This window comes from Dyella sp. Tek66A03 (assembly GCF_052567735.1).
The window spans coordinates 232,877-255,337 of sequence record NZ_CP199584.1 but is presented as its reverse complement, the minus strand read 5'-3'; the positions used below and the strand labels follow the sequence as shown (position 1 = coordinate 255,337).

General features: G+C 64.0%; 15 protein-coding genes. 7 read left to right on the top strand and 8 right to left on the bottom strand.

Annotation, left to right across the window (positions count from 1 at the left end):
- Window positions 1-175 precede the first annotated feature (175 nt).
- Window positions 176-2,248 carry a M13 family metallopeptidase gene (locus tag ACT01B_RS01120; protein ID WP_445145565.1) on the top strand — a complete coding sequence of 691 codons (2,073 nt, stop codon included), beginning with the start codon at window positions 176-178 and terminating at the stop codon, window positions 2,246-2,248.
- A 159-nt stretch (window positions 2,249-2,407) separates the two neighbouring features.
- On the opposite strand, the gene ACT01B_RS01115 is transcribed toward ACT01B_RS01120, so the two are convergent.
- From ACT01B_RS01115 to glk, 7 genes are all read right to left on the bottom strand, one after another.
- Complete coding sequence (locus ACT01B_RS01115; protein ID WP_445145564.1) at window positions 2,408-2,905, bottom strand: hypothetical protein; 498 nt, start codon at window positions 2,903-2,905, stop codon at window positions 2,408-2,410.
- A gap of 37 nt (window positions 2,906-2,942) precedes the next feature.
- Window positions 2,943-3,281, bottom strand: a complete 339-nt coding sequence (locus ACT01B_RS01110) for a hypothetical protein (protein WP_445145563.1) — start codon at window positions 3,279-3,281, stop codon at window positions 2,943-2,945.
- Between the two features lie 119 nt (window positions 3,282-3,400).
- Window positions 3,401-4,465, bottom strand: a complete 1,065-nt coding sequence (locus ACT01B_RS01105) for an acyltransferase family protein (RefSeq protein WP_445147395.1) — start codon at window positions 4,463-4,465, stop codon at window positions 3,401-3,403.
- Window positions 4,466-4,470: 5 nt separating this feature from the next.
- Window positions 4,471-6,792 carry a family 20 glycosylhydrolase gene (locus tag ACT01B_RS01100; protein ID WP_445145562.1) on the bottom strand — a complete coding sequence of 774 codons (2,322 nt, stop codon included), beginning with the start codon at window positions 6,790-6,792 and terminating at the stop codon, window positions 4,471-4,473.
- A gap of 21 nt (window positions 6,793-6,813) precedes the next feature.
- Complete coding sequence (locus tag ACT01B_RS01095) at window positions 6,814-8,604, bottom strand: glycoside hydrolase family 9 protein (RefSeq protein WP_445145561.1); 1,791 nt, start codon at window positions 8,602-8,604, stop codon at window positions 6,814-6,816.
- Between the two features lie 168 nt (window positions 8,605-8,772).
- Window positions 8,773-11,622: a TonB-dependent receptor gene (locus ACT01B_RS01090; RefSeq protein WP_445145560.1), complete on the bottom strand. Its 2,850-nt coding sequence runs from the start codon at window positions 11,620-11,622 to the stop codon at window positions 8,773-8,775.
- A 108-nt stretch (window positions 11,623-11,730) separates the two neighbouring features.
- Window positions 11,731-12,801 (bottom strand): glucokinase, encoded by a 1,071-nt coding sequence (gene glk / locus ACT01B_RS01085; protein WP_445145559.1) that lies wholly within the window; start codon window positions 12,799-12,801, stop codon window positions 11,731-11,733.
- A 398-nt stretch (window positions 12,802-13,199) separates the two neighbouring features.
- Here glk and ACT01B_RS01080 point away from each other — a divergent pair, with 398 nt between their 5' ends.
- From ACT01B_RS01080 to nagA, 4 genes are all read left to right on the top strand, one after another.
- Window positions 13,200-14,486 (top strand): sugar MFS transporter, encoded by a 1,287-nt coding sequence (locus ACT01B_RS01080; protein WP_445145558.1) that lies wholly within the window; start codon window positions 13,200-13,202, stop codon window positions 14,484-14,486.
- Between the two features lie 88 nt (window positions 14,487-14,574).
- Entirely contained in the window at window positions 14,575-15,627 is a 1,053-nt protein-coding gene (locus ACT01B_RS01075) for a LacI family DNA-binding transcriptional regulator (protein ID WP_445145557.1), read from the top strand.
- Window positions 15,628-15,688: 61 nt separating this feature from the next.
- The gene (locus tag ACT01B_RS01070) at window positions 15,689-16,723 is read left to right on the top strand and encodes an SIS domain-containing protein (RefSeq protein WP_445145556.1); all 1,035 of its coding nucleotides are present in this window, start codon (window positions 15,689-15,691) and stop codon (window positions 16,721-16,723) included.
- Window positions 16,723-17,883: an N-acetylglucosamine-6-phosphate deacetylase gene (gene nagA, locus ACT01B_RS01065; protein ID WP_445145555.1), complete on the top strand. Its 1,161-nt coding sequence runs from the start codon at window positions 16,723-16,725 to the stop codon at window positions 17,881-17,883. Before ACT01B_RS01070 ends, nagA begins: the two co-directional genes overlap by 1 nt.
- A 57-nt stretch (window positions 17,884-17,940) precedes the next feature.
- Here nagA and ACT01B_RS01060 read toward each other — a convergent pair whose 3' ends face one another.
- Window positions 17,941-19,665 carry a sulfatase-like hydrolase/transferase gene (locus tag ACT01B_RS01060; protein WP_445145554.1) on the bottom strand — a complete coding sequence of 575 codons (1,725 nt, stop codon included), beginning with the start codon at window positions 19,663-19,665 and terminating at the stop codon, window positions 17,941-17,943.
- Between the two features lie 187 nt (window positions 19,666-19,852).
- Between ACT01B_RS01060 and ACT01B_RS01055 the strand changes: the two genes are divergently transcribed.
- Entirely contained in the window at window positions 19,853-21,838 is a 1,986-nt protein-coding gene (locus ACT01B_RS01055; RefSeq protein WP_445145553.1) for a bifunctional 2',3'-cyclic-nucleotide 2'-phosphodiesterase/3'-nucleotidase, read from the top strand.
- 120 nt (window positions 21,839-21,958) lie between these two features.
- Window positions 21,959-22,204, top strand: a complete 246-nt coding sequence (locus ACT01B_RS01050; protein WP_445145552.1) for a hypothetical protein — start codon at window positions 21,959-21,961, stop codon at window positions 22,202-22,204.
- Window positions 22,205-22,461 lie beyond the last annotated feature (257 nt).

The following is a 22,461-nucleotide window of genomic DNA, read 5'->3' as shown; positions in this document are numbered from 1 at the left end:
GCCGCGCCCATCGACGGTCGGGAGACCATCAACGGCCCGGCTCACCGCCGGGCCGTTGGCATATAGGCTTCCTGGCGACTCCGCTTCGACCCGTTCGAGGGCTGCAACTTCCAGCACTGGTCCCGCCGCCAGGAAGTGCGAGTATCCGCCGACGTCATTCACGACCGGAGGGGTTATGCGCAGCAGGATTCTCGCGTTCGCTTGCTTGAGTGCCTTGATCGTGGGAACGGCCAATGCCGCCGACCCGGCGAGTGCCAAGCCGCAATATGGCAGCTGGGGCTTCGACCAGGCGGGCGCCGCCATGACGACGAAGCCGGGCAACGACTTTTTCCGTTACGCCAATGGCACCTGGCTGGATAACACGCCGATTCCCGCCGACAAGCCCGCGGTAAGCCTGCGCCTGGCGATGACCGACCTCACCCAGCAGCGCCTGCACGACATCATGGAAGCGACGGTGCACGGCCATCCTTCACCCACCTCACTGGACAGCAAGGTGGGCGCGTTCTACCAGTCCTTTATGGATGAGGCGCGCATCAACGCACTCGGCGCCAAGGCCATCGCGCCGCAACTCGACGCCGTGCGCAAGGCCGGCACCCGCGATACGCAGGCCGCCTTGATGGGTCGCACCAATGTCGACTTCGAAGGTGCCTTGTTCAATCTGGTCTTCGATGTCGATCTCAAGGACACCAAGCACTATGCGGTATACGTCACCCAGGCGGGCCTTGGCCTGCCCGATCGTGACTATTACCTCAAGCCCGAGTTCGCCAAGCAGAAGGCGGCCTACCAGGCTTATGTCACGCAACTGCTGACCTTGGCGGGCTGGCCTCAGCCTGAAGCGGCAGCGAAGGACGTGGTGGCCTTTGAGACCGCCATGGCGCAAGCGAGCTGGAGCAAGGTCGAACAGCGCGATCCCGTCGCCATGTACAACCCGATGAGCGTCTTCGAGCTGCAGAAGATGGCACCTGGCTTCGACTGGTCCGCCTACCTGAAGTCATCGCAGCTGGGCGAGCTCAAACGCATCGTGGTCGGCGAAAAGACCGCGATCCCGAAACTCGCCGCAGTGTATGCGCATACGCCGGTAGCGACGATCCAGGCCTGGCAGGCCGCACGCATCGCCGACAACGCCGCGTACTACCTGTCCCAGCCGTTTCAGGACGCGTACTTCAACATGCACAACAAGACCTTGTCCGGCCAGCAGCAGATGTCCGTGCGCTGGAAGCGCGGCGTCCAGGCCGTGTCGGGCGGCGACTGCGGCGTGGGCGAACGGCTGGACTGCTTCGGCAACCTGAGCTGGGGCGTGGGTCAGCTGTATACGGACAAGTATTTCCCCGCATCGTCGAAGACCAAGATCGAGGAGCTGGTGGCCAACCTCAAGGCGGCTTACCGCGTCCGCATCGAGAAGCTCGACTGGATGGGCCCGCAGACCCGCCAGGAAGCACTGCGCAAACTGGACACTTACACCATCAAGGTCGGCTACCCCGAGCACCCACGCGACTATTCCAAGGTGGAGATGCGCAGCGACGACCTGGTCGGCAACGTGCTGCGCGCGGCCGAAGCGGACTGGACGTTTTACGTGAATCGCCTAAACGGCCCGGTGGATCGCAGCGACTGGATCATGTCGCCGCAAACCAACGATGCGTACAACGGCTCGCTGCGCGACATCGTGTTTCCCGCGGCCATCCTGCAGCCGCCGATCTTCGACCCGAACGCCGATCCCGCGATCAACTACGGCGCCATCGGCGGCGTCATCGGTCATGAGCTCACGCATGGATTCGACGACGAGGGACGCAAGATCGACGCCGATGGCGCCCTGCGCGACTGGTGGACAGAAGCGGATGCAAAGGCGTTCGAGCAGCGCGCCAAACAACTCGGCGCGCAGTATTCTGCCTTCGAGCCGCTGCCAGGCGTGCATATCAACGGCGACCTGACCATGGGCGAGAACATCGCCGATCTCGGCGGCCTCACCCTGGCGCTGGACGCCTATCACGCCTCGCTGCACGGCAAACCCGCGCCGGTCATCGATGGGCTGAGCGGCGACCAGCGCGTGTTCCTCGGCTGGGCGCAGGCGTGGCGCGGCAAGCTGACCGACGATGCCATCCGTCGCCAGGTCACCAGCGATCCGCATTCGCCGCGCGCCTTCCGCGTCAACGGACCTGTGCGCAATCTGGACGCCTGGTATCAGGCCTTTGGCATTCAGCCCGGCGACAAGCTGTATGTCGCTCCCGCCGATCGGGTCCGTATCTGGTGATTTCCTACTAATCCGTACTCAGGCAACGGGCATGCCCTTCTCGTGACGGGAAGGGCATGCCGGAAGGCGTTAGCCACCTTTGGCCGTCCAGATGGAATCATCCAGGTCAGGCCAAGTGCACGATCTCACGCGCCGCTTGAGCCGCCTTCGTCCCTGGATTCAATCCGCCTGACCGTTGATGAAGAAACCAAACAGACTCGCATGGCCGTCTTTCATGGCCACGGTCAATCTGATGGCGCCTGAGCTGAACGTGCCGCCGGTCAAGCGCGCCTTGTAGTTAAGGGTCAGGAACGTCCTGCCGCCACTTTTTCCGGCAACTTCCGCATTCGAATAAGCGAAATCCTGCACGCGACCTATCATGCTCTGGAGCTTCGCGAGCTTTTCGCCAAGGCTTTGCTCCGTGAGCTGCAGGCGGGCCAGGTCGTCGAACTTCAGGTAGAGGCCGTGGGTGTCGTTGGCGTTGTAGAGGTCGACCACGCTATGCGCCAGCGCCATGGCCTCCTTATCCGAGATCTGGGCCGCCGCGCCACCTGGGTTTGCCGAGAGGTCGGCCACTGGCTGTGGTTTCGTTGCCTGAAAGTAGATCGTCAGCCCGAGGTTGAAGGCGACCAGCACCAGCAGCGCATACAGCAGATTCATTACACGGCGATCGGTCACGTTTCGCACCTCGTTGAAAACACGTGTGGGCAATCTTCTAATGATTCGACGCGCTGAGCTTCTTCAGCTCATCAAGCGCCCTGCCTGCATCCTGGGCGGCCGCTTTCGCCTGCTCGGCGATGGCATCGTCACCGCTATCGACGGCTTCGCCATACAGACGCAGCGCCTTCCGACGATTGTCGAGGTAGCTGAGCAACGCCTCTTGAAGCGGGTAGCTGTGGTCGTCTGGCGCCGGCTCGAGCGAGGGCGTTTCGCCCGCCGTGGCGAGCGGTTGCGTAGCTATCGGACAATCGCCCGCCTCGCGCGGCTGCGCGGTTTCCTGGTGCTGCATGGCGCCCCCTGGCTGCTGCAACGAGATGCGGGCATCGACCCCCACCGATTCGCCTCAGCATGCCAGTGCGGGGGGCGCGATGACAATAAGGCAAAAGGTCAGCCCGGCCGGGCCGCTCAAGCAGCAGCGCAGCGTCGCCCTGGTGAGCGATGCGGTCGGCTGGCTCAGAGTTTGATGTACAGGTGCCGTCGGTCCATCGCGTAGACGATCAACCACCACACGGCCACGAAGACCAAGGCGAACGCGAGTGATGCCACGTACGGGCCGGCCCGTGGCGTGATCCAGCCGGCGAAGACGTGTTGATAGATCGGGTCCTGCAAGCGCAGGCCTGGCAGCAGGATCTGCATCAACTCGGAACCCGCATAGGCGGCGACAGCATTCACGCCGAAACGACGACCGATGGCGGGCCAGCCGCGCTGGTCGATGAGTACGTGGAACAACGCGAGTGCCAGCATCGCCCAGCCCGCACACCAGAGCACGAAGGATGAGGTCCACAGGTTTTTGTTGAAGGGAAACGCCAACGACCACAGCAGGCCCAGCGCCAGGGAAAGCAGGCCGGCTAGCCACAGCGTCCTGGTTTTCTCATCCCGCAGCCACTGCCCGGCGCGCAGGCCCAGCAAGCTGGTAGCCAGCGAAGGAATGCAGCCGATCAGGCCCTCCGGATCATGGCCGCGACCGCTTACCGGATCGATCTGGTAGACGAAGCGACCGAATACCGCGAAGTCCACCCGGCTGACCAGGTTGACCCACGGCTCCAGCGAGCCTCCCAGCACGAGCAGCCCCCAATAGCCGAGCAGGATCAACCCGATCGCCAGCCACTGCGTGCGCGGCCGCGTATGGATAGCAAACAGCGCGGCGCCTGCGAAACACACGCCTATGCGTTGCAGAACGCCGGGAAAGCGCAGGTGCGCAGCGGGCATGATCAACCAGGCCAAGACATTGATCAGCACACCCAGCACCACGATGCGCAGCGCACGCTTCAGGGCGGCGCGGGTCAGTGCCGCCTTGTCGGCGCCTTGCTCCACACGCGGGCCGATCGCCAAGGCGATCGACACGCCAACGACGAACAGGAAGAACGGAAATACCAGGTCAGTGGGCGTGCAGCCGTTCCACACCGAATGCTCCAGCGGCGAATAGACATGGTCCCAATCGCCGGGGTCGTTGACCAGCAGCATGGCTGCGACCGTGCAGCCGCGGAGTGCATCCACCGAGGCAAGACGGCGCAACATCGCTTTCATGGCGTCGCCTTGGCGGCGACCTCGGCCGGCAGCAGCGAAACCTTGCCGATGCCATAGAGCGGCCCGGTGATCGGCGACGTAAAGACCAAACACAGATCGTGCACACCGGACTGCCTGGCCAGCGCGCCCTGCAACGTGAAGGTCGCCGGGCCGCCCTTGGGCAAGGGCAGCGTGGCAAGCGTGCGCCCTTTGCAGCTGTCGAGGCGCACAAGCAACTCACCCTGTGGCGTCGTAGCCTTGTGCGACACCACCAGCTTGGCGTCATGCGCCAGTTGATAGTTGCGCGGCAGGCGCGCAATGTCGACGCTGATCGCCGCGATACCGTCCAGTTTGGCCGCGCGGTAGAGACGGCAGTTGTCGAACACGTTGATGAGATAGGTCGGCGACAGGCTGGTGGCGTCCGGCGTGGGTTGCACGCGCAGGCGGAAGTCGCTGCCCGGGCAATTGTCGAGCTCGCCGGTGGTGCGGCTGCGCAGCGCCGCCACATCCAGCACACGCTCACGTACGGCAGCCAGCGGCGTGCCGTCGTCCGCGAGGGCCACGGCCTTCACCGCCGTCGGCAGATTCACCATGAACGGCCCGACATACAGTGGCGAGTTGGCGCCAGGCGCACCGCCATCGGTGGTGTAGTGCAGGCTGCCGTACTTCGACTGGTTGGACAAAGTGACGCTGGCATGCCCATTGGCGATGGCGGCATGACGGTCGACCTCGATGGACGCGGCAAACGCGCTATCTGCATAGCCGATGTCCTGCCCGCGGTAGCGGGCGAGCTGGGCCGGCAGGCGATCGAGGAAGGTATGCCAATCGCGCGATGGCGCGGGCGTCCAGGCTGCTTCGGCCAGCGCATCGATACGCGGGAACACCGCGTGCTCGATATGCCGGAGCGTGGGCATATGCTCCGTCCACATATTCGCCTGCAAGCCGAGTACGTGCTTGGCCTGCTTGGCATCCAGCGCCTTGGGCACCGCTTCGAACGCGTAGATGCTCTCCAGCGACATCGAAGGCAGGCGGCCGGTGGTTTCATCCGCGCGATCACTCTGCATCTGGTCGAGATAGAGCTGCGGCGCGGGCGACAGCACCACATCGTGGCCCTGCTTCGCCGCGTCGATGGCACCCTGGGTGCCACGCCATGACATCACACTGGCACTGGCCGGCAAGCCGCCTTCGAGGATTTCGTCCCAGCCGATCAGGCGTCGGCCATGCGCGCTGAGGTACTGGCCCATCTGGCCGATAAACCAGCTCTGCAGCGCGTTCTCGTCTTTCAGCTTCAGCTCGCGCATACGCGCCTGCACTGCCGGCGAGGCCTTCCACTGGTCCTTGACCGCCTCGTCGCCACCCACATGGATATAGCTGGATGGGAACAGCGCCATCACTTCATCGAGCACGTTTTGCAGGAAGTGCAAGCTGGCGTCATCGACGTTGTAGAGGTAAGGGTTCACGCCCCAGTCCGGTGACACGGGCGGACGCCTGCCGGTGACACCGACTTGCGGATACGAGGCCACCGCTGCCTGCGCGTGGCCCGGCATGTCGATCTCCGGTACGACCGTGATGTGCCGTTCGGCCGCATAGGCCACGATGGCGCGGATATCGTCCTGCGTGTAATAGCCGCCATAACGCTGGGGTTCGCCGCCTTCGCCAGCGTCGGGCGGCGTGCGCCAGGCACCGATGCCGGTCAGCTCGGGATAACGCTTGATCTCGATGCGCCAACCCTGGTCATCGGTGAGGTGCCAGTGCAGCACGTTGAGTTTGTGCTGGGCCATCTGGTCAAGCAGGGTGCGCACTTCGTCGGTCGTCTGGAAATGACGCGCGGAATCGAGCATCAGGCCGCGCCAGCCGAAGCGCGGTTCGTCGCGGATGTGCACCGCGGCAACCTTGACGTCGCCGGTGCCGTGAGCGGGCGTCAGCAATTGCCATAGCGTGATGGCGCCGTAGAAAAGGCCTGCTTCCTCCCGGGCGACCACGCGAATGCCTTGCGGCGTGACGTCGAGCGTATAGCCCTCCGCATTCGCTACCAGGGCCTGCGGATCGCGCTTGAGCACGATGGCGGGCCCAGGCACAGGAGCGTTCTTCACCTGCAGCGGCAGGTGCCGTGTGCGCGCGGTAAGCGCGGCAAGATAGTCGGCGGCGCGCCGTGCTGCCGCGTCGCCGCCGTCCACCACGATGGGAGTCTGCGCGCTGACATTGAAAGGCTCACCCGCATAGGTGACCTGCGCGGGCAGCGGGATGACGTCGACCGGCGCGCGCGATACATCCGCGCCATGGGCAAAGGCGGCAACGCCGCACAGGGCAAGGCAGAGAAGGTGGCGTGTCGCTTTCATCGGTGTCTCGCAACGGTTCCGTCAATCGTGGGGAAGGCTGATGGCCAATAGATACCACGCATCATGCGGCAGCCATTGTTCCGTCCAGCGCCAGTCCTCGTCCTTGCCGGTCTGCGCATAGCCCAGATTGAACGCGATACCGTTCTCATCGGTGAGGCCGCCGGTGATGCCGTTGATGATGGCACCCGGCGCGTTGGTGTACGCGTAGGAGTCGAAGAACATATAAGGCGCGTTGTTCTGGCCGCTACCCATCAGCATGCTGCTGTCATAGGGATTGCGCCCCAGGATCCAGTGCAACTGGTTCCATGCGTAGGCATGGAGCTTCGCCTGGAAGGCCGCATCGTTGGCATACAGCGGCGCAGCCAGACGCGCAGCGGCAGCCAGCGAGGCTAGGCGCGCGTTCTCGCCCTGCCACCAGGGTGAAGCCTCGGTGTCGTGGGGAAAAAAGAAAGCGGTATGCACGCGGCCATCGCCGCTGCGTACCAGCTGGCGTGCGTAGCCGAACGGATTGGCCACCTCGGCGGTCACAGCGAGCTCGGCCGTCAACGAACGCCTGACCGCGTCTCGCACGTCACGCTGTTGTTTAGTGTCCGCGATAGAGGCGTATTCGACCAGGGCAACGACAGGCAAGCCCGCGTCCGACGGATGGAAGAACGGACGCACGCCGTCGTCGGCGCGCCAGTAGTCGCGATGCCCGTCATGACTGGTCAGGCGCGCCATCAGCCGCTCGGCGCGTCCATCGGCGAGCTTGCGCCAGGCTTCATCATGCGTGGCGCGATACAGCTCAACCGCCGCAAGCAGGGCGCTGTAGTCGTCGACGATGTTCTCCTTGCCGTCGTTGATCAGCTCGCGATTGTGCGCGTCGAGGAAGCGATACGCGTCTGCGGCGACGCGAAGGTAATCCTGCGCTGTGAAGTCGCCATCGATACCCATGCGGCTGGCCAGCGCCAGTGCGGCGATGGCCAGCCCGCCACCCGCGCGAAAACTTGCCTCGTAGGCATGCGGACCACGGGCCGGCTGATCCACCCGTTCGGTGTGGTCGCCGGGCTTGAGTTTGATCTGCGTGCGCCAGTTGGGGTCGCCGACGCGGCGATCCTGCGGCAGCTTGCCGGCGCCGGGCGCATCGATGGACTGGTAGAACGAGCCATCCGGGCGCTTGTCGCGCACCAGGAAATCGGCACCAAACAAGCCTTCGTCGAGCAGACGACGCTGGTACTCGCGGAAATTCGGATCATGCCGGGCGTCCAGTTGCTGCCAGCTGCGCAGCAGGCTCCAGGCGACCAGCGGAAGCTGCTGGGTATTGAAATAGCTGGTGAGATTCTGGTGCGACAGATGAATGCCGTAATCTCCGGTGGCGTCATACCAGCCACCCTGAAGATCGAGCACTCCCGGCTCGCCGTCGGGATGCGCCAGGCGTCGATCCGCCTTGTCCATCAGGCCGCTGGAACGCTGCCCCTTGACGTAATAGATAACGTTCGAGAGCGTGTTGCGCTCCAGCACGTTGTCTTGAACGGCGAACGTGTCGGACCGCGTATCGCGGTCACCTTCGGCCAGTTCCACGTAGTAGTGGCCCGGTGTCTTCAGGCCACTGAAGTCGGCAACGGCATAACCATTCTGGCCCCATGCCGCCACCTGGGCCGCTGGCGAAAGCTCGCCTTGCCAGGCGGGCTTTCCGGTGTCCGCGTTCATGACGCGAAAGTGCTGCGGCGATGCGCCCACCGGGCTGGCCACGATCGCCTGCTTGGGCGCATGCGTGTCGTAGCCCACCTGATCGATCAACACCTTTAAGTCGGACGCACTTGCGTCGTTCAAAAAGAACGCCAGAAGTGCAGTCGCGAGATGGCGAGCTTGCCTCATGCCATCTACCTCCCGGCAACGTGCGGTCTTGTTACCCATCCCCGCGAGAAAAATCGGGCCCGGCAAAGGTGCCGGGCCCGTTGGCGGGGAGGAAGCCTTAAACAATCACTCAGAAGCCTTACGTCAGATCTTGAAGCGCAGGTTGAGGTAGTACTGGCGACCATTGGTGTAGAACGCATCCGGCTGGTTGCCGTAAGCGGAGTTGACCGTGTAGTAGCGCAGCCTTGGGTTGTTGAGGTTCATCGCGTCCAGCGTGACCGACATCCACGTGTTGATGTTGTAGCCGACCGATGCCGCCAGGTTGCCGATGCCAGCCTGGTAGTAAGTGTCCGTGCGGCTGACGCCGTCGAAGAACGACGAACGGTAGGTGTAGCTGATACGGGCGTTGAACATCTGGTTCTCGAAGTAACCCGAGATGTTGTAGGTGTGCTTCGAGGTGCCCTGCAGCGGCTTGTCACCGTCGGCATGGCCGCTGGCGTAGGTGTAGTTGGTCTGAACGCCGAAGTTCTCACCGATCGGCTGGATGTAGTTCAGCTCAACACCCTTGACGTTGCCGTTGGTGTTGGTGGGCACGCTGACCTGGTAGTTCGAGAACACGTCGTGACCAGCGGTGTTGCTCGCCATCTGGTCCTTGAACAACAGGTTCTGGTTGCCGAAGGTGACGTAGTCGCTCAGCGCCATGTTGTACACGCCGGCCGACACGAGGCCGCGCGGAGCGAAGTACCACTCCAGCGTTGCATTGAAGTTGGTCGAGATCAGCGGCTTCAACTGCGGGTTACCGCCGCTGCCGGTGTGGGTCAGGTCGTCCAGCGAGTACGAACCGGCCAGGGCCGAGTAGTCCGGACGCGTCATCGTCTGCGAGGCAGCGAAACGGGCCAGCACGTCGTCGGTCAGGTTGAAGCGCAGGTTCGCGCTCGGCAGCACCTTGTCGTAACTGTGGTTGTAGTTGTTGACGTAGTACGGACCGAAAGCCGAGCCCGTGATCGGACCAAGCGTGGTGTACTGCGACTGCGCGCCGGAGTTGTAGGTGATGTCTTCCTTGGTATAGACGTAACGGAAGCCGGCGTTCGCACTCCAACGGTCACCGGTGAAGTTCGCCTGCAGGTAACCAGCCGTGTCCTTTTCGTTGACCTTGTAGATGTTCTGCCAGTTGAAACGCGCCACCGGGTCGCGGTTGGCGAACTGATTGTTGAACGCTGCCAGCGCGCCGGGGCTGTAGTACCACGCCGGGCCCGGGCCATTCACGCCGAGATCGCTGTTGAAGCTGCTCGGATAGTTGGACCACGTCTGCGGGTAGTTCGCGGGGTTCTGCCAGTCACCCTTCGGGCCCTGGCCGATATCGCTCTTGTTCTCGCGCGTGTGATCGGAGTAGCGGACGCCAAAATCCAGCGTGGAAAGGAAGATCGGCGAACTGTCGGCGGCCCACTCGCCGTCAAACTGATAGAAGTTTTCCTTGTCCTTGACGTGGATGTCCTGGTCGCCAAAGATCCAGCCGGCCGACGGGATGATGCCCGATGGCGTGGTGTTGTCGCCGCCAATGGCCCAGTTGGTCGGCTGACCCGTGCCGTGCATGTTCCAGCTGGCACCGGCACCACCGCCGAAGCCCAGCTCGCTCACGTCCTGGTTCTTGCTGTTGCCCTTGCCCGTGGTCGTACCAATCAGGCCGGTGAACGTCAGGTGGTCGTTGGCACGCCACTCGGCGTCGAGGGTGGTGAACGCGGAAGACGAAGAGGCACCCGGACGCGAGATCTGGTCATACACGCCGTAGGGCGTATTGGCACAAAGAGTCGGCGCAACCGGTGGGGTCGCAGTCGGATTGCCGGGATTGCAATTACCTGTTGCTCCTGGCTTTGCGAAAACGGCATTGTTGAGGACATTGTTCTTCACCGAATAACCCGGCTGCAGGCCCACGCCGCTCGGCACGAACTGGCTGGACCACAACATGTAGTTACGGTTGAAGTTGTCGGCCTTGAGCTCGGAGTAGAAGCTGTCGAGGTTCAAGGTGAGGTTGTCGAGCGGCTTCCACTCGAGGTCGATGGTGCCACCCTTGCGCTCGCGCGTCTGGGTGAACAGGGTCTGGCCGATCAGGTTCGGGTAGTAAACGCCGGCAAGATCAGGATGTGCCACCGCCACCGGGTCGGTAGCCTTGATCTGATTGTAGCCGCCCACGATTTCCTGGCCGTTACGCTGCAGCTCGCGCTTCTCGAAGAAGGCCTGCGCCATGACGCCGAAGGTGTTGTCGTTGTTCTTCCAGTTGAACAGGCCACTGAACTGCGGCTGGGTGCTACCGGGCAGATCGGAATAGACGCCACCGATCGAGGCCTGCGCGGTGACCTGCTGGGCGAACTCCAGCGGCTTGCGCGTGATGATGTCGACGTCACCGGCGCTGCCGCCTTCCTGACGCTTGGCTTCGGACGACTTGTTCACGACTACCTGGCTGACGATTTCAGCCGGCAGCAGGCTGTAGCTGACGCTGCGGCCCACGGTCTGCACCTGGCTCAACACGAACCAGTCGCCAGTGCCCACGGTGTGACCGTTGACCAGGGTCTGGGTCAGGCTCGGGTTGGTGCCGCGCAGGCTGACGCGATCGTTCTCGTCGAAACCGCCCTCACTGGCGCTGGACGAGCTGATGTTCACGCCCGGCAGGCGCGACAGCGTATCGGCCACGTTCTTGGCCGGCAGCTTGCCGATGTCTTCCGCCGTGACGATTTCAACGATGTTGTCGGCGGCTTTCTTGAGATTCAACGACTCGGCTTCCGAGTCGCGAATGCCGACCACGGTGACGGTGCCGAGCTGCTTGGCCTTGGCCTGTTCGGCCGCGGTCTGCGGGCCCTGGGTCGTGGTGCTGGTCTGGCCGGACGCAGCCGGCTGTCCCGATGCATCAGGCTGGGTATTGTCAACGGCGTAAACGGAGCCGGACAAACACAAGCCGGCGATGATGCTAGCTGCTAGCAGAGTTTTGCGATGTGACATGGTTTCCTCCCCTCGAAGGCATATCGGCAGCGGATGTATGTGGGTCGTCCGGCTGCTACGTGGCTGTCTGGGCTCAATGCCCGGTTCAATGCAACGAATGCTGCGGTACTACGTTGGTGCTGCGTTCTCCCCCGAACCTGTGTGCTGGCCATCCAAATACAGTCCGGCTGCGCCAATCACGCCAAGCTGGCCGTGCTCCATCAGTCGTACAGGAACCTGCTGCAAGAAGGCGCGCATCACCCCCTTGTTGAAGAAGCGCTGCCGGAAGTTGCTGGCGAGCAGCACCTCGCGGATCTGCGGCAGGATGCCGCCGGCAAGGAACACGCCCCCGCGTGCGCCGTAAAGCAGCACCAAATCGCCGACAAAACTGCCGAGCAAACTGCAGAACACATCAAGCGCCTCGACGGCCGCGGCATCGCTGCGATCAAGCGCGGCCTGGGTCACCTGGCTGGGCATGGTCAGCGTCGGAGCCTGCCGGCCCAGATCGCAGATCGCCCTATAGAGATTGAGCAGGCCCGGACCGGACAAGGCGTGCTCGAACGACACGTAGGCGCGATCACGCGCGAGATAACGCAGGATCTCGATTTCGCGTTCATTACCCGGCGCCAGCGCGATCTGTCCCGCTTCGGTCGCCAGCACCGTGGCACGCGGGTGACCCGGCAGCAACACGGCCGAACCGAGCCCGGTGCCCGGCCCCATCACCAGCACCGGACCGACGGCAGGTGCCGCCGTGGTCTCGATCACCGGCGTGGTGTCGGCCTGGGCCAGGAACTGCGTGGCATACGCCACCGCTTCGAAATCGTTGATGACCGCGAGCTGGTCGATGCCCAGGCTGTCACGAATGTCCCGGATGGACACGGGCCAGGGCAGGTTGTCGTTGACGATGGCGTCGCCCAGCACATAGCCGGCGCTGGCCACCGCACAGCGGTGCACGTGGATCGAGCGATCGAGCTGGTCGACGAAGTCCTTCAACACCGCCGTCAGGCTCGGCCAGTCGGCGCAGGCGTAACGGTGGTACTGCAGCACGGTGACGGGCCGCTGGCCATCCGGATGCTGGCTTACCAGCCCGATGCGCGCATGCGTGCCGCCGACGTCGGCCGCGAGAAACACATCGCCGAGCGTCGCCAGCTTGCGCGCACTGCCGTGGTTGGCCACTTCCCCCACATTCCCTCCCGTCATGTGTTCGTCACGCCTTTGTCAAACGTGCCTTGTTTTGGCCGGAGTCTGGGAACGGATGACAACGTTGTCAACAGGACTTTTTTCCTGGCTGCCCCAGCCCCTTGCTGCGGCGCAGCAAGGGCACCCGATGGTTTCGTAAGAGACCTTTGTTAAAACCGCATGAATATCGGGCTGGTGCGGTTTGACGGGCAAATGACAGCGCTGGACAATGATTTGCGGCGCTGCGCCAAGAGGTCACCTCAACGGCGTACCATGCGTTAGGCGCGGCCCGGCCCAGACCTGACAGTCGTGCGACAGTAATTGACAACGTTGCTAGTTAACGCGGATAAACAGCGCGGGGAAGGCATGGCCATCGGCCATGCAGTCAGTCATCGAAAGCCCGCGGGGAGTCCTTCACCATGTCGTCCACCACGCTCGCCACCGGCGAGTCGCGATCCTCCAGCCTGGTACCGATGCTGATCATCGGCGTGCTGTTCTTCATCTTCGGCTTCGTCACTTGGCTCAACGGGCCGCTAATCACCTTCGTCAAGCTGGCTTTCAACGTGGATGACGTGTCGGCCTTCCTGGTGCCACTGGTGTTCTACTTCTCGTACTTCTTCCTGGCCATTCCGTCGTCGAGCGTGCTTCGGCGCACCGGTATGAAAAAGGGTATGGGCCTGGGTCTGTTCTTCATGGCCATCGGCGCGGTGATGTTCGGCCAGTTCGTCAGCATGCGCGTGTTCTATCCGGCGCTGGTGGGGCTGTTCGTGATCGGTGCGGGACTCGCGCTGCTGCAGACGGCTTCCAATCCGTACATCAGCATCCTCGGTCCGATCGATAGTGCAGCGCAGCGCATTGCGTTCATGGGCATCTGCAACAAGATCGCGGGCGCGCTGGCGCCCTTCGTATTCGGCGCGCTGGTGCTTTCGGGTATCGATACGTTCGACCAACAAGTGAAGGCCGCGCCCACGCCAGAAGCACGCGAAGCGTTGCTCAATGCCTTCGCTGCCAAGGTGCACATGCCATACATGATCATGGCCGGCCTGCTGGTGTTGCTGGCGATCTGGGTGGTGCGTTCGTCGCTGCCGGAGATCAAGCCCTCGGGCGCCAACAGCGAAGCGGAGATCGGCCACGACAAGGGCGGCATCTTCAGCTTCCCGCATCTGTGGCTGGGCGTGCTGTGCCTGTTCCTTTATGTCGGCGTGGAAGTGATGGCGGGCGATGCCATTGGCACCTATGGCCAGGGCTTCGGGCTGCCGCTGGATGAAACCAAGCATTTCACCTCGTACACGCTGATGGCGATGCTGGCGGGCTATCTCGCTGGCCTGGCCCTGATCCCGCGAGTGATCTCGCAGCAGAGCTATCTCGCCGTGTCGGCCGTGCTCGGTGTGCTGTTTACGCTAGGCGCCTATCTCACCCACGGCCATGTCTCGGTGGCCTTCGTCGCCGCCCTGGGTTTTGCCAATGCGATGATGTGGCCGGCGATCTTCCCGCTGGCGATCAAGGGCCTGGGTCGGCTGACCGAGCGCGGTTCGGCGATGCTGATCATGGCCATCGCGGGTGGTGCACTGGTGCCGCAACTTTTCGTGCACCTCAAGCAGCATTTCAACTTCCAGCTGGTCTTCCTGGTGCTGATGGTGCCGTGCTACCTCTACATCCTCTTCTACGGATTGAAGGGCCATCGCGTAGGCCAGCACGTCTCCTGAGTGGTAAGGCGGCGGACGTAACGTCACGCTGCCGCCTTACACATCCGCTGGGCTACGATGCCCTTCCCGTTCTGCCGGAGTTTCCCTGTTGCGTAGCCCCACCATCAAGGACGTTGCCAAGCGTTCGGGCGTTTCGCTCAAAACGGTCTCACGCGTGATCAACCGGGAAGCCTCGGTGCGCACGGATACGCGCGAGAAAGTCGAGCGTGCGATCGAGGCGCTGGGCTACCAACCCAATCTGTCGGCGCGCGGCCTGCGCAGCACGCATGCCTATGCGATCGGCCTGGTCTACGACAATCCCAACGCGCACTACGTGATCAGCATGCAGGATGGCGTACTGTCGGCCTGCCGCCAGCGCGGCTATGGCCTGCTGATCCATCCCTGCGATTCGTCATCGCCGAACCTCGCCGACGAACTGAGTTCGCTGGTCGAGCGCAATCGTCTGGCCGGCCTGGTGCTGGCGCCGCCGATGTCCGAACAGGCGGACCTGATCGCCCAGTTGACCGACCATGGCATCAGCTTCGTGCGCATCATCTCCTCGCGCGAGGATCCGCATGACGGTTCGCCTTGCGTCTACATCGACGACCGCAGCGCGGCGTATGCGATTACCGAACACCTGATCCAGCTGGGTCATACACGCATCGGCTTCCTGTGGGGCGAACCGCACCATCGCTCCAGCCCGGAGCGCTACCAGGGTTATGCCGACGCGCTGAAGGACTACGGCGTGCCGCTCGACAAGAAGCTGGTGCTGCCGGGTCGCTACGCGTTCGACGATGGTTTCCGTGGTGCGCGCAAGTTGCTCGCACTCAAGGATCCGCCGACTGCGATCTTCGGCAGCAACGACGAGATCGCCGCTGGCGTGCTCGCCGCTGCGCGTTCCAGCGGCATGGACGTGCCGTGGAACCTTTCCATCGCCGGCTTCGAGGACAGTCCGTTCTCCAAGCAGGCGTGGCCTGCGCTGACCACGGCGCGTCAGTCGACCAGCGATATTGGTCAGCACGCTGCCTTGCAATTGATGGCCGAACTGCAACACAAGGCCGGCGCCGCTGCCGACATGCCATCCAACGAATGTTTCATTCCCGAACTGGTGGTCCGCGGTTCCACCGCACCGCCGCCCACACCGGCGCCACGCAAGGGCTGAAGGCGCGCCACGCGCGCCCTCCCCCGCGACCTGCGCCCACACGCAAGCCATCGAGAAAGCCATGAAAGAAGCCAGTTCCACCCTGATGTTCCGCGAGGCCCACGAATCGGCCGCGGTGGTCGAGCGCCAGCTCCGCGAGAACGCCGAGGTGCTCAAGTCGCTGGGCGAACAATTGCGCGCGAAGCCGCCGCGCTTCATCGTCACGTGCGCGCGCGGCAGCTCCGATCACGCCGCTGCCTACGCGAAGTACGTGTTCGAGACCCGCCTTGGCCTGATCACCGCGTCGGCGTCGCCATCGATCTCGTCCATCTACGATGCCGATCTGAATCTGGAAGGCGCCCTGTTCGTGGCCATCTCGCAGTCCGGCAAGAGTCCGGACCTGCTGCGCAGCGCGCAGGCAGCCAAGGACGCGGGCGCACAGGTGCTGGCCGTGGTCAACGTGGAAGACTCGCCGCTTGCCGCACTGGCGCACACGGTGATTCCGCTGCGCGCCGGCCCCGAACTGAGCGTGGCGGCGACCAAGAGTTATCTCGCCACGCTCGCCGCCATTCTTCAGCTCACTGCACACTGGAGCAACGACGCCTCGCTGCACGCCGCCGTGGCGCGCCTGCCGGACGATCTGCGTCGTGGCTGGGATTCCGATTGGAGCGCACTCACCGAGGGCCTGCGCGATGCACGCAACCTGTTCGTGGTCGGCCGTGGCTACGGCTTCGGCGCGGCGCTGGAAGCGGCACTCAAGCTCAAGGAAACCTGCGGCCTGCACGCCGAAGCGTTTAGCGCTGCCGAAGTGAAGCATGGCCCGATGGCGCTGGTAGGCGACGGCTTCCCGGTGCTTTTCTTCGCCCAGGACGACGGCACGCTCGAGAACACCCTGGCCGTGGCGCGCGAGTTCCGCGCGCGCGGCGCGCGCGTGTGGCTGGCCGCACCGGGCGGCACCGAACCGGGCACCTTGCCTCTGCCCACCGGCATCGAGCCCATCGTGGCGCCGCTGCTGGCGGTGCAGAGCTTCTATCGCGCCGCCAGTGCGTTGTCGCTGGCACGGGGCTACGATCCCGACGTCCCGCCGCATCTGCGCAAGGTCACGGAGACGATGTGATGGCCACGCCGCACCCGCTCATCGCGCTTATCAACGGCCGCGTGCTTTCCGATCATGGTCCGCAGGACGGGCTGGCGGTGTTGGTGCGCGGTGAACGCATCGAAGCCATGACGCACGCCGATGACCCGCGTGTCGCCAGTGCAAAGGCATACGACCTCACGGGTCGCCTGTTGTTGCCCGGCTTCATCGACGTGCAGGTCAATGGCGGCGGTGGCGTACTGTTCAACGCCGATCCGACCGTCGACGCACTGCGCACGATCGGCGCGGCGCATCGCAAGTTCGGCACCACCGGCTTTCTGCCCACGCTGATTACCGACACCGCCGAGGTCATGCACAAGGCGCTCGACGCCGTCGATGCGGCGATCGAGCAAGGCGTACCCGGCGTGCTCGGCATCCATCTGGAAGGCCCGTTCCTGGCCACCGCACGCAAGGGCATTCACGACGCGAAACTGTTTCGCCCGCCGGATGCCGACGATATCGCGGCGATCACCCGCGATCGCCGTGGCGTGGTGATGTTGACCCTGGCCGTCGAGGAAGTGTCGCTCGACACCATCCGCCAGCTCAGCGAAGCCGGCGTGATCGTGGTGGCCGGCCATACTGCCGCCGATTACGCGACCACCCGCGCCGCACTCGATGCCGGCGTATGCGGCTTCACCCATCTGTACAACGCGATGACACCGCTGGGCAGCCGTGAACCCGGCGTAGTCGGTGCCGCGCTGGACGATCCGCATAGCTGGTGTGGACTCATTGCCGATGGCCACCATGTGCATCCGGTAGCGTTGCGTGTAGCCATTGCGGCCAAGGCGCGTGGCAAGAGCGTGCTGGTCACCGACGCGATGCCGCCGGTCGGTTCGGACAGTCCCGAGTACGTGCTCAACGGCCAGACCATCATCGTGCGCGACGGTATCTGCCAGAGCGACGCGGGCGTATTAGCAGGCTCCGCGCTGGACATGGCGACTGGCGTGCGCAATCTGGTGAACATGGTCGGCCTGCCGCTGGCCGAAGCCTCACGCATGGCCAGCAGCTATCCCGCCGCGTGGTTGGGGCTGGATCGTACGCACGGTCGCCTGGTGGCTGGGCAGCGTGCGGATTTTGCGGTGCTGGATGATGGGTTGGTGACGCGCGAGACGTGGGTGGGTGGTGTGCGCTACGAGGTCTAAGCCTTGCTTCCTCTCCCCCAAGGGGAGAGGAAGTAGAAGCGCCACCGTCACCAGCCTCTACTGATACACATGCAGCCGATCAAAGATCCACGCGTGATACGACTTCACCAGCTCCGGCTGCGCGCAATCGGTATATAGACCATTGCAACGCGCGCGCAATGAGATGGCCGCCGAGAAATACGGGTCCGTCGGGACATCGGCCGCCTGCAGCACCATGCTGGGCAACAAGGCGATATCCAGCATCGGGTAGTGCGGCAGCGGCGCGCCCTGGAAGTTGCTCTTGATCATGTAGTACGTGAGGTAGTCCTTGTACTGCCCCAGCGCCGTCGGCCAGGTGCGCGGCATCTCGCGAATCAGGCCGCTGAAGGACGGCTGATGGTCGCCGAAATGCACGATCACGGTCGGCTGCGCGCGATCGAGGAAGTCGTGCTCCAGCCCGCGCATGGCGACATCGGAGTTGTGCAGGTTGGACAGGTAGGTGTTGAAGTTGAGCGACTCGCGCGTCGGCAGACCCTTCAGCACGCCCTTGTTGAACGGCGCCGGCAACGACGACAGCGGATCGCCGTCGTGCGGGCCGTGCTGAGCCAGGGTCAGGATCATCACGAAGACCGGCTGGCCCGGCTTCTTCACCTTGTCGTAGATGCGCTTGGCGGCTACGAACATCTGCGCGTCGGTCTCTTCCCATTCCGGCAGGCCCAGCTGGCCGGCGTCGTAGAACTGGTCGAAACCGTAGGCCGTATACGCATTGCGTCCGTTGAGGAAGGCGCCGTTGGTCGGATAGATCGCTATCGTGAGATAACCAAGCCGCTGCAACTGCATCGGCAGGCTGTCGCGCACATGCGGCGCCAGCACGTAAGGCGCGTACATGCCGCCCGGCCCGAAAATGTCCTGCGGCATGCCGGTCAGCGTGGCGAACTCGCTCACCCAGGTACCACCACCAAACGTATGCACGCGCATCGGTCCGGTGGCGCGGGTGCGCGCATCGGGCTTGAACAGCTGCACCCGGCACTCGGGAATATTGCACTGGGTGAAGTTGGACGGATTGAAGGTGCTCTCTTCCAGCACCTGCACGATGTCCGGGTAGTCCGCCGCCGAACGCGGGCTGGTCGAAGGCTCGATGGCCGCCGTGGGGCCCCACTCCTGCTCGGCCACCGTGTCGTCACCCAGCTCGGGCAGGCGAATGTCCGAGTCGCTGAAGTTGACGAAGAAGTTGGTGATCTGCGCGTCGTCGGAGAGTTTCTCCCACACGTTCTTGGCGTGCACCTGGGCAAAGGGGCCGTTCGGCAGCAGGCACACCCAAAACGCCAGTGCCCACAATGCCACGCCGCCCACCCGGGTCAGCAGCGCACGACTCCGACTCAGGTGCGCGAGCACGCGACGATCCCAGCGCCAGATCGCCCACAGCACCAGCGGCGTCACCACGCCCACCATCAGGCAAAGGCCGTAAAGGTGCGGGTAATGCCCCAGGGTCTCGAGCAGGCTGCTGCGCGCGTAATAGATGAAGTCCGCCGGCATCAACGGCGAATCGAGGTAGCGCAGCTTGAGGACCGATAGGAAGTTGAGCCCGAGGAACAGGCCGCCACTGACCACCAGCGCCGTGGCCGGCCGCGCAAAGGCGAACAGCAACATGCCGAAAGCACATACCATCAGCGCGATCACAAAGGCCTGCTGAAGCAGGTCGGGCTCGCGCAAGGCCGTCATGCTGATGCAGAACAGGAAGAATCCTGCCGCGCACAGCCATGTCGCACTTTTCCGCACGAAGCGTAGTGGTTCTCGTGGCATATACGGGTAGGCCCCCTGTGGCCTTGCTGTCATCGTGATGCAATTCTACGGACTTGTTGGCGTCACAGACACAACGGCAGGCAACGGCTAGCGGCGCCACGCAGCGGTTCAGCCGGCGTTGCCCGGACAATCCGTCACCAGGATCTGGTAGCTTGCCCGCCCTGCTCGTCCAACCACGGATCGCCGCATGTCCCCTCGCCTCCTTCCCCTTGCCGCCCTGGCAGCGGCCGTGCTGGCCGGTTGCGCCAGCCAGACGCCCAAAACGACTGCCCTGCCGGACGGCAGCAAGGCCCAGGTGGCGATCCTGGAAACCACCGACGTCCACGCCAACGTGCTCAGCTACGACTATTACAAGCAGCGCGAAGACGAATCGATGGGCTACGAGCGCACCGCCACCCTGATCCGCCGGGCCCGCACGCAATACCCCAACAACTTCCTGTTCGACAGCGGCGACACCATCCAGGGCAGCGTGCTGGCCGACTACCAGGCCCAGGTCAAAACCATTGGCTGCGACGAGACGCTGGCCATCTACCGCGCCATGGACGCCCTCGGCTACGACGGCGGCACCGCTGGCAACCACGAGTTCAACTACGGCCTGGGCTTCCTCTCCCAGGTCACCGGCACGCCGATGAACGTCGAAGGCGGCCGTACGGAGCGATGCGCCGGCCCGCACTTCCCGCTGGTGCTGGCCAATGTATACAGCGCCCGCGATGGCGCCCCGATCTTCAAGCCGTGGACCGTGGTGCAGAAGGACATCAGCGTCACCGCGCCCGACGGCCGTACCCACAGCGTGCCGCTTAAGATCGGCATCATCGGCTTCACGCCGCCGCCGATCATGGAGTGGGACAAGCAGAACCTGGCCGGCAAGGTCACTGTGACCGGCGTGCTCGAGGCGGCCAAAAAATACCTGCCCGAGCTGGAAGCCCAGCACCCCGACCTGGTCGTGGCCATCCTGCACGGCGGCCTCAACACCGACACCTATACCTCGGAGATGGAAAACGGCGGCTGGTACCTCGCCGCCGTACCCGGCATCGACGTGCTGCTGCTCGGCCACGCCCATACCGAATTCCCGGGGCCGCGCTATGTCGGCATGCAGGACGTGGATGCCGAACGCGGCTTCGTGCGCGGCACGCCAGCCGTCATGGGCGGCTTCTTCGGCAAGGATCTCGGCGTCATCCAGCTGGCACTGGATCGCCAGAACGGGCGCTGGGTGATCGACAAGAGCCAGACCCACAGCGAAGTGCGCCCGATCTGTCCGAAGAAGAACGAGTGCGTCCCCGCAGACCCCGTGATCGCCCCGCTGGTGGCGCAGCCGCATCAGGCCGCCGTGACCTACGTAAACACCCCGATCGGCCAGACCCGCGTGCGCATGAGCAGCTACTTCGCCGATGTGGGCAATATGACCGCGCTGGCGCCGATCAACGCCGCCATGCGCGACTACGTGCAGCGCGAGCTGCCCAAGTCGCATCCGGAACTGGCCAAGCTGCCGGTGCTGTCGGCCGCGGCGGCATTCCGCACGGGCTTTGGCGGACCGGATGACTACACCGACGTCGTACCCGGCCCGCTCACCCTGCGCAGCGCCGCCGACCTGTACTTCTATCCGAACACCCTCGCAGCCGTGCAGGTCGACGGTGCCGGCCTCAAGGCGTGGCTGGAAAAGTCAGCCGAACGCTTCAACCGCATCGACCCGGGTAAGGACGGCCAGCAGTCGCTGGTCAACGATCACTACCCCGGCTTCAACTTCGACCAGATCCAGGGCGATATCGCCTACACCATCGACGTGTCGCGCCCGGTAGGCGAGCGCATCGTCAAGCTCAGCTGGAAGGGCAAGCCGGTAACGCCGCAGCAGCAGTTCATCGTCGCCACCAACAACTACCGCGCCAGCGGCGGCGGCAACTTCCCCGGCCTGGACGGCAAGAACATCGTGCTGGCCGCACCGGATGGCGCCCGCGAGATACTGGCCAAGTGGCTGCAAGCCCACCAAACCATCGGCGCCAAGGACCTCCCCGCGACGTCCTGGCATTTCGCACCACTGAAGACGCGTGGCGAGGTGGTGTTCAAGGGCGCCGCCGGCAAGCAGGACGTGGCACGCGAGGCCGGCATCACCGCCGTTCGCGAACTGAAGGACAACGGCGACGGCACGGCGGTTTACGCCATCGATCTGGCGCGCTAGGCAAGCCTTACGGCGCGCACTGGCCACCGTGCGGGTCACTCCGGCAGCACTTGTAGCCGCCTCGGGTCGGCGTAGACTCCGCCGCCGCACGGTACCTATCCCCCACGGATGCTCAGCACCATGACTGACAAGAAAAAGTACTGGTTCCCCGCCAAACGCTTCGGTTGGGGCTGGGGACTGCCCACTACCTGGCAGGGCTGGGTCGTCGTGCTCGCTTTTTTTGTCCTGCTGGCCGTCGGCGGCGCTTATCTGCAGCCGCACCGTGGGAACGGCTTGTTTCTCATCTATGCCGGTGTGCTTTGCGTCTTGCTCACCGTCGTCTGCTGGCTGAAAGGCGAGCCGCCAGGATCGCGCCGGGGCGAGTAAGCGCACGGCGCCTGGCCGTCCAAAGTTTCATTTGTACCTGTTGACTGCAATGCAGCAATCGACCTATGGTCAAGCTCATGTCGCCGTCATCCGCACCAGCACGCATTAGTTCCTGCCCGGCTCCCGCCGGTCAGACGCTGGGTTGCGCCGACACCATGACCCTCGCCACCACCACCACGACCACTATTACCACCGGGTCGGGGTGGGAGTCCGTGCGCGAGTAAGTACGCAACGCAACGGCCCCGCCCTCGATGAGG